This window comes from Olleya aquimaris (assembly GCF_003259525.1).
Taxonomy (GTDB): domain Bacteria; phylum Bacteroidota; class Bacteroidia; order Flavobacteriales; family Flavobacteriaceae; genus Olleya; species Olleya aquimaris.
Genome location: NZ_QLLO01000002.1, coordinates 329,343 through 342,910 on the forward strand (window position 1 = coordinate 329,343; position 13,568 = coordinate 342,910).

Consider the following 13,568-nt stretch of genomic DNA (forward strand, 5'->3'; position numbering starts at 1 on the left):
CTTAGGCATTAGCCAGTTTTTTAATCATCCCATTAAAAATTAAACCATGAAATGGTAACACACTGTACCAATATAATCTTCCCCAAAGTCCACGCGGTCTAAAGGTTGCGCGTTGATATACTTTTCCTTTAGCAACTTGAAATTCTAACCAAGCTTCTCCAGGTAGTTTCATTTCTGCAAAAAGTATCAGTCGTTTTTCATCCTTATCTGCTAACAACACACGCCAAAAATCTAAAGCATCTCCTGTTTGAATATCTGTTTTATTGGTTCGTCCACGTCGTAATCCAATACCACCAACCAATTTATCTAAAAAGCCTCTAATTTTCCATAAGGTAGTGCCATAATACCAACCGTTTTCGCCTCCAATAGCCCAAATTTTATCAAGAGTGCGTTGTTCGTCTAAAACATGACGTTCTTTAATATCTTTAAAGCAACCATATTTGGGCACTTTTAAGTATTTTGTTGAGGCTTGTTTTTTATAGCGACTGTTAATAAAGGCGTCTTTCCAGCTTGAAATAATCTCGTTACCTTCAATTTTTACAAAAGCAAATTTTACCGCTTCTTTGTAAGACATGGGATTGATTTCTAAAAGTGAGTTAATGTTACTTTTTTGACCAATAATTTCAATTCCCATACTATTTACTAAGGATGAAGCTAATTTGTATGAGGTCGAAGTCACAAAATATAACCAATAGCTTGATAATTTTGGTGTCATTACTGGTACTGTCAAAATGTAGCGTTTTAACTTCCTTACTTCTGCAAATTGTAGTAACATTTGCTTGTAGGTAAGTACTTCTGGACCAAAAATATCATGAGAGGTATTGTATAATTCTGTCTTACCTAATCCCTTGGTTAAAAAAGCTAATACATCTCGCACACCAATGGGTTGCGTTTTAGTATTTAACCATTTTGGAGCAATCATAACAGGTAGTTTTTCGACTAAATCTCTTATAATTTCAAAACTTGCACTACCAGATCCTACAATGATTCCTGCTTTAAAAACAGTTAAGGCATACTGATCTGATTTTAAAGTTTCTTCAACGTTTTTTCTGGATAATAAGTGTTTGGATAATTTGGTATCGTTAGTAATTCCGCTAAGGTAAATAACTTGCTTAACGTCTGTAGTTTCGATATAATTTTTAAAATTGATAGCACAATCTTCTTCCATTTTATGGAATTGATCTACCGAGTTTGACATGGAGTGTATCAAATAGTAAGCAGCATCAATGTCTTTAGGAATATTTTTAAGTGTTTCAGGCTTTAAAAAATCGGCTTCAATAACATGAAGATTTTCTTCATCTGAATACTTTTTTTCAGTACGTAACTTACCGCGTACAGCACAAACTATGGTATGACCTTGCTCTAATAGTAACGGAATAATACGCTTACCAATGTAGCCTGTTGCTCCTGTTACTAGTATTCTCATAGTTTTATTTTTTGTGTAAAGTGAAATTTATTTTTGTTCATTTCGCTTACTGCTTACTGCTTACTGAGCACTATCAACTTGCTTCGGTCTTTGATACGCTAACCGTTTTTCTAGGTTTGGTATTGTATAACCATCCAATCCATTTATTGAAGCAATTTTAGCTTTTGATAAATTGATAAATCCATCATCTTCTAAAATATCTTTGTTTATGTGTAAGCCTTTAATCTCTCCAATGACTAATATAGTATCATTTTCTTTAATAGGATATTCTGTCACAAATTGCATTTCTAATTGCATAGGAGATGCTTTTACAAATGGTGCAAAGCAATCTTTTTTATATTCCGAAACTAAATTAGTCATATCAAACTCTGAAATACTCTTTTCATATTTAGCAGAGGTATGATGCGCATCTTCAAAATTATCCAAATGGATCGCATTTAACGTGTAAACACCAGTTTCTTTAATGTTTTCATAGGTATGACGCATAACTGATGTTGGTCTACAAAAAAAGCCAAGTAGAGGAGGACTGCTACCAATGTGTGTCACAGAGCTAAATACAGCTACATTTTCTTGACCAGATTTAGATTTAGTGCCGATTAAATTAGCACTTTTAAAACCAGAACAACTATTTATGAGGTTAATCTTATATAGATGTTGTAATGCGTCAATATCTTTTCTGCTGAAATAAGGCATTTATAAATTTATGAAATTATTTATTTTAACGTCTTTTGCTTTTAAATCAAACATCAAATTATACAATCCAAAAAATGTTCTGTTGATATAGATAAAATGTTTAGACCCACGATTACCATTCATTTTACGTAGTTCTGTACTTTTACTGTAGCGTTGTCCCATTTCTGAAATAGCATCAAAAAAATCAGGGTTTGAAAAATCAAATGATTCTTCATGAAAGGGTTTAGTAAATAAGCTTAATAACTCATGAAACATGTCCGAGAAAAAAACTAATTCTTCTTTGCTATCATCTTTACGTAATATTTCAAGCTCGTACATTTTCTCTGTAAACGCTTTAGGATTATCAATAACTTCTTTTTTTGCTAATTCAAAATAGGGTACATAAAAGTCGTTAGGTATTTCTTTCATACAGCCAAAATCTAAAGCTATTAAATCGCCTTCTTTAGAAATTAAAAAGTTTCCTGGATGTGGATCTGCATGTACTTTTTTAAGCACGTGCATTTGGTACATGTAAAAATCCCAAAGGGCTTGACCTAGTTTGTTGGCTTTATCTTGATCTGTGTTGTAGGCTGTAAATTCAGACAAATGTTCGCCTTCCATCCAATCCATGGTAATGATGCGTTCTGAGGATAATTCCTCATAATACTCAGGGAATTTTAGATTAGGAATATGCTTACAAGCCTCAACTATAGCTTGACTTTGTTTAATTTCCAGTAGATAATTAGTTTCTTCAACTAGTTTGTGTTCTACTTCTTTAAAATATTTGTCAGAATCTTTTCCTTTAATATTAAACATTTTAATGGCAATGGGTTTTACCATAGCCAAATCTGAAGCAATGCTTTCTGCGACTCCAGGGTATTGAATTTTCACAGCAAGTTTTTTCCCATCCTTTTCTGCTACATGCACTTGACCAATACTGGCTGCATTTACAGAATTAAGATTGAAAGAGTCGTAAATTTGGCTAGGTAGTTTCCCAAAATATTGTTTAAATGTTTTACTAACTAAAGGCGCAGATAGTGGTGGAACCGAGAATTGAGCTAATGAGAATTTCTCAACATAAGCTTGTGGTAAAATGCTTTTTTCCATGCTTAGCATTTGAGCCACTTTAAGTGCGCTTCCTTTTAGTTGCTTTAAGCCATCATAGATGTCTTCTGCATTATTCTCGTCAAGTTTGGCTTTGGCTTCTGCTTCAGTTTTAGTGATTTTGTCGCCATAGTATTTAAGGTAATTGACACCTACTTTAGCTCCAGTAGACACTAATTTTGTAGCACGTGCAATTTTTGAAGTTGGTATTTTATCTATTGTTTTCAATAGTTTGTGTGTTAAGTTAATTCATCTGAATTTTTTCTTTGAAGATGAATTTTCCAAAGTCAATTAGGCTTTTTAAAGGCGCAACATTTAATACATCAAAACTGGTATTTACAGATTTTTCAATAAAAATGTCAGTTTTCTGAAAAGACGAAGAGGTGTCGTCCATCCAAAATTTAATGGTCAGTAACAATTGCAACCAAGCAGTTTCTTTAAGACCTCTATTTTGAATTCGTTCTAACTGCTCTTGCTTGACATCAATCAATTCAATGTTTAAATTTTGTACATAATTTGTAAAGCTTGATTTTAATTCTGATAAGGTTTTGAAACTTTTAAGGCTGTTTTTATGATTGTGCAAAGCATACAACACATAGCTTCTATTGGCAGTTAGATTTTCAAAAAAAGTAAAGTAAAAACTTAATAATTTATTTCTTGGATTGAATGAATTATAGTCTTCACTAGCTTCTAACGCTTGATGAGTATTATCAAAAAAAGCTTTAAACACGTTTTTTTCTACTGCATCAAAACTTCCAAAATGCTCATAAAATTTACTTTCTTCAAAGTTATAGTGTTTTGCAAAAGCATAAACAGATTTAGGTTGATTGTTATGCTCCAAAACATAATCCATGTAAAATGAAATAATATCTTGGTTGTTAATGTTTTTCTTTTTTGCCATCATGTGAAAATTTAATGACATAAATATACTAATGTTTAACTATTATAGATAAAAGTTAAACAAAATTTAACAAGACTTTGTGTTTAGCTTAGAAGAATTAAATACATTGTAAGAAAATATTGCAGAAATAGCACCTAAAATATGAGCTGTAATGTAAAACCAAACATGATTAAAATGACCAGTAAAAAGTGCGGGAGCAAGGGTTCTAACAGGATTCATAGACGCTTTGGTTATTGGTCCAGCAAACATGGCTTCCAGTAAAATAACACCTCCAACAGCTATACCTGCCATAACACCTACTTCTTTACTACCCGTTGAAATATTAATGATTACAATCATTAAAATAAAAGTTAAAATAAACTCTAAAATGGCAGCTTTATAATCTGGATAACCTGTCATTGGTGTGCTTTCTCCTAAAAATTGACTATCAGGAAATAAAAAACTTAACAAAGCTATAGCCATGACACCTCCTAAAAACTGAGCTAAGAAATAGCTAGGGACTTTTTTCCAAGAAAATTTTTTTGCAACTGCAAATCCAATAGTAACAGCTGGATTAAAATGTGCACCAGAAGTCGTTCCAAACGCATATATCATTGCCATAACTATCAATCCCCAAACAGAAGCAACACCAACGTGAGTGATGCTTCCATTAGTAATTTCATTTATGGTCATGGCTCCACAACCACAAAATATCATAGCAAATGTACCAATAGCTTCAGCGTAATATTTTTTCATTTATTTAGTAATTACCTGTTGGAACACATATTTCATTTCGGTAGCAATTTGAGTTGAGCGTTCTAAGTATTTTTCGTCTTGCAACTCTGTATTATCAAATGCTTTTGGGTCCTCATACGTTACAGGTATTCGTTGTTCTGCACCTGCAATAAAAGGACAACCTTGATCTGCACTTGAACAAGTCATTATAGCTGCAAACTCTGATTTAGGATTAAAATCATTATCAAATGTTTTAGAAAATGCTATTATAGGATGCAAGTTATCTGAATATTTTATGCTGTACACAGGGTTTTTTCCTTCGGACAAAGCTGTAATTTTAAATCCTGTTTTAATTAATGTTTCTCCTACTTTTGGAAACATAGCTGTAGCTTCTGTACCTCCAGAATAGGTGGTTACATTTTTAACCGAGTAATAATGAGCAATAACCTGTGCCCAAACTTGCGATAAATGACTTCGTCTAGAATTATGTGTACAAATTAAGTTTAGGTTTATAGGTTGATTGTTATTAGATTTAGTTGTTATAAAATCGATTAGAGGTTGTAAAATAGCTTGTCTTTCTTTTGAGATAGTATCTATTTTAAGGGTATCTATATAATCTTTAATATTTTGAAACATAAATGGTATGGTTTTTAAATGCCTATAATTTTACTTCGTCTTTCTAATAATATATTGTCTAGCCAAACACCATGTAATTGGCCAATTTTTTCTTTGTATCCTATAATCCTAAATCCATTATTAGTGTGCAGTTTTAAACTTGCTGGATTTGCTCTCATTATACTGGATTGTAAGGACCAAATATTGTTTTGTTCGCTAATTTTAATTAATTCTTTCATTAAAAAATCTCCAATATTTTGCCCTCTAAACGCGGTTGATACATAAATACTAACTTCTGCAACTCCAGAATACACACTTCGTTTTGATGTTGCGCTTAATGCAGCCCAACCTAGATATAGATTATCTTTTAAAGCTACTATTCTTCCAAAAGGTAAGTGGTTTGCATCCCAATAATTCCAATCTGGAATTTGGGTTTCAAAAGTAGCAACACCAGTTTCAATTCCTTCTTTATATATACGTTGTACTTCAGGAAAATTAGTTTGATTGATGCTTATGGTTTTCATGTTAACAACAGTTACCATCTGGCGTACAACAAGGTTCTTGACCAATATCTGATAGATTAACTTTTAGTTTTTCAGTTGGAATTCCGCATTTATCTTTTGCTAAACAATCAGTTACCAATGATGTTAAATGAAAGGAATTGTTTTTAAATTCCAATCCAAATTTTTGAATGGTTAAATCCCCTTGATATTCGACTTCAATGTCTAAATCGCCTAAATTTAAGATGTCTTCAGACAATTCTATAATTTTAATTAATTTTTCAGGATGAAGTCTATGGTCATAATCATTAGCATTCCATAACTGAAAATTCACTTTTTTTTCTTGTCTTAAGGTACCACCACAATCGATAAAATGTTTTGAAGATTTACCAACTTCTGTCACATGAAAATGACTAGGTACTAAGCTACCATCTGGAAGTGTAAATGAAATGGTATCTAAATTTTTAAGTATACTTTTTATTTCTTTAAGTGTCATATTGTTATGTTTTACTAGTTATAATGTACGTTTAGCAACACGAGTTGCTGTTTAAATCGTTATCAAAAAACGAATTAAGTAAGTCTTTCATTGCGCTCCAATTGTCTTTATGGATACAATAGCAAACACTAGTACCTTCTATGGTACCTTGAATAAGACCTAGATTTTTAAGTTCTTTTAAATGTTGAGATATTGTGGGTTGTGCTAATCCTATTTCTTCCACTAAATCACCACATACACAAGCATTAATTTTGAATAAATGCTGAATTATAGCTACACGAGCAGGATGCCCTAAAGCTTTAGCAAAAAGTGCAATCTGGTTTTGAGAATCTGTAAATTTTTCGGTTTTAATTAATCCCATTTAAAATATTATTAATTTGTATATCGCAATATTACGATTAATATTATTAATGAAAAAATATTTTCATCTTATTTTAAGTTTTTATTAACAAACAAGCTTGCAGATATGCTTAATTTTATAGACTTATTATTTTATTTATAATCAAAAAAACACAACCATGAAAAAATTAATGACTCTTATTATGGTGCTAGCAGTAACTTTTGCTGTTAATGCACAAGTAGAAGCGCCAGCGCCAAGCCCGTTTCAAAAAATGGAACAAAAAGTAGGTCTTACAGATATGACTGTAGAATACTCTAGACCGTCTATGAAAGGACGTAAAATCTTTGGAGATTTAGTGCCTTTTGGAAAATTATGGAGAACAGGAGCCAATAAAAATACTATTATAACATTTAGTGATGATGTTATGATTGGAGGAAAAGAGGTAAAAGCTGGATCTTATGCAGTATTTACAACTCCTAATGAAACCAGTTGGGATGTAGTATTTTATTCTGATACAGAAAACTGGGGAACACCTCAAAATTGGGATGACTCTAAAGTAGCTGCTAAAGTAACAGCAGAAGTTTACCCTTTACCAATGGATATTGAAACATTTACAATATCTTTTGATGATATGACTAACGATTCTGCTATGTTAGGTCTAATGTGGGAGAAAGCTTATGTTGGTGTTAAAATAGAAGTGCCAACAGACAAAAAAGTTTCTGCAAGTATTGATAAAGTAATGGCAGGTCCAGGAGCTGCAGATTATTACAGTGCTGCTGTGTACTATTTAACTGCAGGAAAAGATATTAATCAAGCAGTAAAATGGATTGATATGGCTGTAGAGATGACAAAAGATAGTCCAAGATTTTGGTATTTACGTCAGCAGTCATTAATACATGCTAAAGCAGGAGACAAAAAAGGAGCAATTAAAGCTGCTAAAGCGTCTTTAGCTGGAGCTGAAAAAGCAGGAAACGCAGACTATGTTAAAATGAATAAAGAGTCTTTAAAAGAATGGGGAGCAATGTAAAATGGCTTCTTGCTTTTGGCTATTAGCCTTTAGTTTATAAATTAAAAGCGCAATCAAATTTTTGATTGTGCTTTTTTTTATTGATTAGTCCAAAAGTAATGTAAGTCTTTGTCTAGTGTCCAACCTAAACGTTCATATAATTTTTGAGCTGGATTAGTAGTTTCTGTTTGTAATGCTAAGCCTTTATAATTATGATTTTTACAAAGTGTTTTTGCTTCGTTTAATAGAGCTAAACCAAATCCTTGTTTCCTATAATTCTTTTTAACATACAAATCGTTTAAAATAAACAAGGGTTGCATGCTTACACTTGAAAAACTATAAAACAACTGGGTAAATCCAACTGGCTCATGTTCTGCGTAAGCAATTAATATAATAGAGTCTTGCTTTTCTAGGCGTTGTTTTAAAAATTGTTTTGCTGTCTCTAAATTTGATTGTTGTTTATAAAAAACACGATAAGCATCAAATAATGGTGCTACTTGATCTAAATGTGATTGGTTGGCTTGAATGATAGTCATAAAAAAAATCTGTAAGTTTTGAATTTACAGATTTTAATTGAGTTTGTAATAATTTATTAAACCGAATTAACTGTTTCGGTTTTTATTGATTTCGTCTTGTAATTGACGTCTTACTTTCTGTTCTCGCTCTAATGCATTGCGTCTGTGTTCTTCAAACTCTTCTTCAGTTTCTTCTAATTTAAGTTTAGCAGCTCTAGTAACTGCATGGCTATTTTTAAATTTAAATATAAAAAACAATAAAAACGCTAATAAGCCTGCTATAATAGACCATAACAATGCATTATATCCGGTTTTACTCATTTGCATCCCAAATAAAGACATGCTGTCTTTTTCTTGGTTTGTAGCTTCTAAATTAGATTTGGTATTAGATAAACTACTTTTTAATTGTTCTATTTCTGTGCTTTGAGCAGTAACCTTATTTTGAGTATCCAATAAGTCCTTTTTAATGGCTTTTAAAGAGTCTAAAGTGTTTGCCTTTAATTTTGCTACCCATTCGTTTCTAATCACTTCATAAGATCGTCCACGCTCATCTCTCCAATTGGTTGATTTTTTGGTTAAATATTCAAATTGACTTTCTAGTGTTCCAGAATCTAAAGATAATTTATCGTCATCAGTAGTTTGGGTTTGAGCGGTTCCTGAAAATGAAATAGTAAAAAAGAAAATAGTAGCTAATAGATAGTTTGTTTTACACATGGTAATTTAGTTTGTTGTCTTTTGCTTTGCGAAAATATAAAAAAAGGTTTGCTTTATGGGTTTAATATAACAAAAAGCCTCACAGTTGCGAGGCTTTTATATATACGATGACAATTAAAAATTAGATGTTTATGATACTTAATTCTTGTGTATTTTGAATATTGTTAGGGTCCAAACTATATTGGTAAACTCCATTATCGCCTACTAGAATTAGCAAGTTGTCTTGTATAATAACATCAAAAGCATCTCTGTTTATACTATGTACAAAAGCACTACTTTCGGGATTTGATATGTCGAAAATTTTGACTTCATCATCACAAACTATTAAATAATCGTTATATAGTCCTAATCCAATTGGTCTAGTTAAATTTCTTGTAGATATAAGTACAGGATTTTCTAAATCTGCAACATCATAAATTTGTAATTGATTTAAATTATTACCACAACCTACATTAGTGTGTAAGGTTACAAATGCATGAGTTAAATTAGAAACTACAGGATCACAAGCAGTAAAATGTTGGGCTTCGGACAAAAATTGTGGTTCTTCTGGATTATCTACACTGTAAATAAACATTCCGTTTTGTGAGCCAATAAATAAGTATTCTTTGTAGTTAAATAATGTTTCAATATTAAAACCTATAGACACTTCATTTACTTGTACAGGTTGTTCATTATTACTAATATTAAACACATTTAAATCTTGATTATCTACTGTATATAGGTAATCGTTAAAAATTGTAAATCTTGCCAAAGAGCCACCTTGACCTGTGGTATTATCAAAATTACTAGATGCTGAAGAACCAGAATCGTTATTTGAAGAACATCCAATAATTATTAAAGCTATTGGAAGAATTAAAAAATTATATTTTTTCATGATTTTATTGTGTTAGTATCCAATCTATTATAACTTCATCAGGTTGTGTGTTGTGGTAGCTAAAACGGTCTGGAGACACAAGCTCTGGAAATGTATTAATGACACGTTTAGTAACCTCTATGGTATTAGTTGAAAAGTCTGGTTTTACAGCAATTAAATCTGTAGCATTATTAATGTATAGGATATTATTTTTTATGCTTAAATCTGTAGATCCTAATACTTTAATAAATGCCATATTTATTGGATTAGAAGGATCACTATTATTAAAAACATGAAACCCTTTATTAGGTTGATTAATAAATAAGAAATTGTCTTTAACGTAAATTTTACCAGTTTCTTCAATGGGTTTAGCCTCTTCAAGCGTAGTAGAATTTTCAAATTCTGTTCTTAACATTGTTACAGCTTCATATTGGTAAGTAGGAATAAATGGTTCTGAAATGTCATCATCAATATTATTAGTTGAATACCAGCAGGAACTTGCAAAAAGTAAAACAAAAAGAGAAAAATAGTTGGTTATTTTTTTCATAAAAAAAGGTGTTTATTTAAAAGATGCAAAAGCTATCAAAAGGTTGCGTACAAAAAAGGGCGTTTTTTTTAAAAACGCCCTTTTTAAATTAAAGTTATGTGTATTAATAGTAAGTAAATCGTCTTACTTTAGCAATATATTTAGCTAATCTTATTACTTGATGGCTGTAACCATACTCGTTATCATACCACACGTATAAGATGGCATTTTTTCCGTCTTTTCTTACTATTGTAGCTTTACTATCATAAATAGAAGGCGCAGAGCTACCAATAATATCGCTTGAAACTAGTTCGTCACTCATTTCATATTTAATTTGCTCTACTAAATCACCTTCTAAAGCATATTTTTTAAGAGTTGCATTAATACTATCTATACTTGCTTTTGAAGACAGCTCTAAATTTAAAATAGCTAACGATCCATTAGGTACTGGTACACGAATTGCGTTAGAAGTAAGTTTGCCCTCAAAACTAGGTAATGCTTTCGAAACCGCTTGTCCTGCTCCAGTTTCTGTAATTACCATATTTAATCCAGCAGCACGTCCACGTCTGTATTTTTTATGAAAGTTATCTACTAAATTTTGGTCGTTAGTATATGCATGAATAGTTTCTAAATGTCCAGACTTTACACCATAAGTGTCATCCATAGCTTTTAAAACAGGTGTAATAGCATTTGTTGTACAAGAAGCAGCAGAAAAAATATCTATTTTATCTGGATTGTTTTCTAAATGGTTAACACCATATACAATATTTGGGACGCCTTTTCCTGGTGCTGTTAATAATACTTTATCTGCTCCTGGCGATTTTTTTAATCGTGTTAAAGCCTCTTTATCTCTAAATACACCAGTATTATCAATAATTAACGCATTATTAATTCCGTACTTTGTGTAATCTATATCTTCTGGTTGATTGGCATTAATTATTTTAACTGTTGTACCATTAATTATTAACGATTGGTTTTTAATATCTGTCGTTACAGTCCCAGAAAAATCACCATGTACAGAGTCGTTACGTAATAATGCAGCACGCTTTTCTAAAACTGTTGCATCCATTGCACCACGAGTAACTATTGCACGTAAGCGCAACTGACTACCTTTTCCTGTACGTGTCATAAGCTCTCTTGCTACCAAACGACCAATACGTCCAAAACCATATAGTACAACATCTTTAGGTGTAATGTCTTTAGTATTACTAGCACCTTTAAGTTTGTTAGCTACAAAAGCCATAGCGTTGCTGTACTTTTTTTCTTCTAAATGATACTCGTAAGTAAGTTTGCCAATATCTAATTTAGCAGGAGGTACGTCTAATGTTTTAATTGCTTGAGCAATTTCTACAGAATCAAAAATAGAGATTGGCTTTTGCACAAACTCGCCTGCATATTCATGTAGATTTAAAATTTCGGAAACATTTCTGTCAATTAATTGGTTTCTAAACAGGACCAGCTCTATAGATTTATCATACCATAAATCGCTAACAATTTTAATAAATTCAACTGTAGCTCTACGTCTGTCTGCCTGAAACGCTAATTCGTTTTCGTAAGTTTCGTTAATGGACATTGTTTTTTGTTTAGTGTGTTGTTAAATTGGATTTGAAAATTTCGGCAAAAGTATAGATTTCAAACGATTTCGTAAAACAAATTGAACAAAAAAATTAAAGCACTTAATTTAAAAATTAAGTGCTTTATCATTTTATAAAAAATATCTAGACAATTATCTCAATCCATAACGATTAGTTTCGCCTTTAGAGTTAATTAATTCAATACTTAAAGGTTGATAGGTGTCTCTAGTTTTTAAAATTCTATCAACGTCGTCAATAGATTCGATTTTTATGTTATTAATAGCAGTAATTATGTTTCCTTCTTCAATACCTTCACTTTGCAAGTATCTACCATAAGTACCATTAACTTTCATGATTTTTACACCATGCTTTGTTTTGTATTTTCTTAATTCTTCTGGTTTAGCATTTTTAATAACACCAATTACTGGTAAAACATACGTATTACTTTTTAGTAAGGTTACAGATAATTCTTTCTCTACACCATTTCTTAACAGCGTTACTGTAACAACATCATTAGGTCTTTTAGAGTCTAGGAACCCTCTTAAATCACTAAATTTCTTGATGGTTATATTGTCTATTTTTTTAATGATGTCTCCGCTTTTAATTCCAGCTTTTGCAGCTCCTGTATCTTCTTCGACATCATCTACATAAAACCCTTCGGTTTCTGCTACGCCTAATTTTTCGGCATAATTACTATTTAGCGAGCCACCAATAACACCCAAAATACCGTTTTGTACGTTACCAAACTCCATAATATCTTGTACTACTTTTTTTGCAATGTTACTAGGTACTGCAAAAGAGTAGCCAATGTAAGAACCAGTTTGTGAGGTAATTGCAGTGTTAATACCTATTAACTCTCCTGCAGTATTTACTAAGGCACCTCCAGAATTTCCTGGGTTAACAGCAGCATCAGTCTGTATAAAAGATTGTGTACTTTGTCCACTTAAATCTCTGGATTTAGCACTTATAATTCCAGCGGTAACCGTAGAGGTTAAATTAAACGGATTACCTACAGCTAAAACCCATTCTCCAATTTTAGCAGAATCACTATCACCAAACGTAGTATAAGGTAGCTGGTCTTCTGTTTCTACTTTTAACAACGCGATATCTGTTTTAGGATCTGTACCCACTATTTCTGCTACAAGTGTTCTGTTGTCGTTTAAGGTAATACTTAACTGCTCAGAATCTTCAATAACATGGTTATTAGTAATAATGTAACCATCTGGCGAAATAATAACGCCACTTCCAGTACCTAACTGTCTACGCTGTGGTACACGACCATAAAACAGGTCTTGCAAGGTAGGTTGCACGTTATTTACAGCAATATTTTTTACATGCACAACAGCATCTAAAGTTTTATCTGCAGCTGTCGTAAAGTCAATACCTTCTGCAGCAGCAAGAATGGTCTTATTTGTATTATAGCTAGTTGGTAAAAAAACAGGGTTTTCTTGTTGTGTTGTAGTTGCAATTGGCTGTTCTTCTTTTTCAAGAAAGGTTTTATAGGTTCCTAGAGTAATTGCGCCTCCTAATACCGAAACTAAAACCAAAGTTAACATCTTCTTCATATTAAAAACTTAGTTTAGATTATTAGACTAACGATTAAAATTAATTA

At 31.8% G+C, this 13,568-nt stretch carries 16 protein-coding genes; 1 reads left to right on the forward strand and 15 read right to left on the reverse strand.

Annotated elements, in window-relative coordinates; all coding sequences use genetic code 11:
• Position 1 precedes the first annotated feature (1 nt).
• From LY08_RS04230 to LY08_RS04270, 9 genes are all read right to left on the reverse strand, one after another.
• Entirely contained in the window at positions 2-1,426 is a 1,425-nt protein-coding gene (locus tag LY08_RS04230) for an SDR family oxidoreductase (protein ID WP_111659190.1), read from the reverse strand.
• A 60-nt stretch (positions 1,427-1,486) separates the two neighbouring features.
• Positions 1,487-2,119, reverse strand: a complete 633-nt coding sequence (locus LY08_RS04235) for a flavin reductase family protein (protein WP_111659191.1) — start codon at positions 2,117-2,119, stop codon at positions 1,487-1,489.
• Entirely contained in the window at positions 2,120-3,430 is a 1,311-nt protein-coding gene (locus LY08_RS04240) for an ABC1 kinase family protein (protein ID WP_111659192.1), read from the reverse strand. It abuts the gene before it with no gap.
• Between the two features lie 16 nt (positions 3,431-3,446).
• Entirely contained in the window at positions 3,447-4,103 is a 657-nt protein-coding gene (locus tag LY08_RS04245) for a TetR family transcriptional regulator C-terminal domain-containing protein (protein ID WP_111659193.1), read from the reverse strand.
• Positions 4,104-4,169: 66 nt separating this feature from the next.
• Positions 4,170-4,838 carry an MIP/aquaporin family protein gene (locus LY08_RS04250; RefSeq protein WP_111659194.1) on the reverse strand — a complete coding sequence of 223 codons (669 nt, stop codon included), beginning with the start codon at positions 4,836-4,838 and terminating at the stop codon, positions 4,170-4,172.
• On the reverse strand, positions 4,839-5,453 hold the full coding sequence (locus tag LY08_RS04255) for a low molecular weight phosphatase family protein (protein ID WP_111659195.1): 615 nt from the start codon (positions 5,451-5,453) through the stop codon (positions 4,839-4,841). It lies immediately after the preceding gene.
• A 14-nt stretch (positions 5,454-5,467) separates the two neighbouring features.
• Entirely contained in the window at positions 5,468-5,956 is a 489-nt protein-coding gene (locus LY08_RS04260) for a GNAT family N-acetyltransferase (RefSeq protein ID WP_111659334.1), read from the reverse strand.
• A 1-nt stretch (position 5,957) separates the two neighbouring features.
• Positions 5,958-6,428 (reverse strand): DUF6428 family protein, encoded by a 471-nt coding sequence (locus LY08_RS04265; protein ID WP_111659196.1) that lies wholly within the window; start codon positions 6,426-6,428, stop codon positions 5,958-5,960.
• Positions 6,429-6,459: 31 nt separating this feature from the next.
• Positions 6,460-6,789, reverse strand: a complete 330-nt coding sequence (locus tag LY08_RS04270) for an ArsR/SmtB family transcription factor (RefSeq protein WP_111659197.1) — start codon at positions 6,787-6,789, stop codon at positions 6,460-6,462.
• A 157-nt stretch (positions 6,790-6,946) separates the two neighbouring features.
• Between LY08_RS04270 and LY08_RS04275 the strand changes: the two genes are divergently transcribed.
• The gene (locus tag LY08_RS04275; RefSeq protein WP_111659198.1) at positions 6,947-7,795 is read left to right on the forward strand and encodes a DUF2911 domain-containing protein; all 849 of its coding nucleotides are present in this window, start codon (positions 6,947-6,949) and stop codon (positions 7,793-7,795) included.
• Positions 7,796-7,872: 77 nt separating this feature from the next.
• On the opposite strand, the gene LY08_RS04280 is transcribed toward LY08_RS04275, so the two are convergent.
• The 6 genes from LY08_RS04280 to LY08_RS04305 form a co-directional block, all read right to left on the reverse strand.
• Positions 7,873-8,310, reverse strand: a complete 438-nt coding sequence (locus tag LY08_RS04280; protein ID WP_111659199.1) for a GNAT family N-acetyltransferase — start codon at positions 8,308-8,310, stop codon at positions 7,873-7,875.
• Positions 8,311-8,376: 66 nt separating this feature from the next.
• Positions 8,377-9,003 carry a tRNA (guanine-N1)-methyltransferase gene (locus LY08_RS04285; RefSeq protein ID WP_111659200.1) on the reverse strand — a complete coding sequence of 209 codons (627 nt, stop codon included), beginning with the start codon at positions 9,001-9,003 and terminating at the stop codon, positions 8,377-8,379.
• 121 nt (positions 9,004-9,124) lie between these two features.
• Complete coding sequence (locus tag LY08_RS04290; protein WP_245907547.1) at positions 9,125-9,877, reverse strand: LVIVD repeat-containing protein; 753 nt, start codon at positions 9,875-9,877, stop codon at positions 9,125-9,127.
• Positions 9,878-9,881: 4 nt separating this feature from the next.
• On the reverse strand, positions 9,882-10,403 hold the full coding sequence (locus LY08_RS04295; protein WP_111659201.1) for a hypothetical protein: 522 nt from the start codon (positions 10,401-10,403) through the stop codon (positions 9,882-9,884).
• Positions 10,404-10,506: 103 nt separating this feature from the next.
• Positions 10,507-11,955 carry a glyceraldehyde-3-phosphate dehydrogenase gene (locus LY08_RS04300; RefSeq protein WP_111659202.1) on the reverse strand — a complete coding sequence of 483 codons (1,449 nt, stop codon included), beginning with the start codon at positions 11,953-11,955 and terminating at the stop codon, positions 10,507-10,509.
• A 153-nt stretch (positions 11,956-12,108) separates the two neighbouring features.
• Positions 12,109-13,521, reverse strand: coding sequence for a S1C family serine protease (locus tag LY08_RS04305; RefSeq protein WP_111659203.1), 1,413 nt, complete (start codon positions 13,519-13,521; stop codon positions 12,109-12,111).
• Positions 13,522-13,568: the final 47 nt, after the last annotated feature.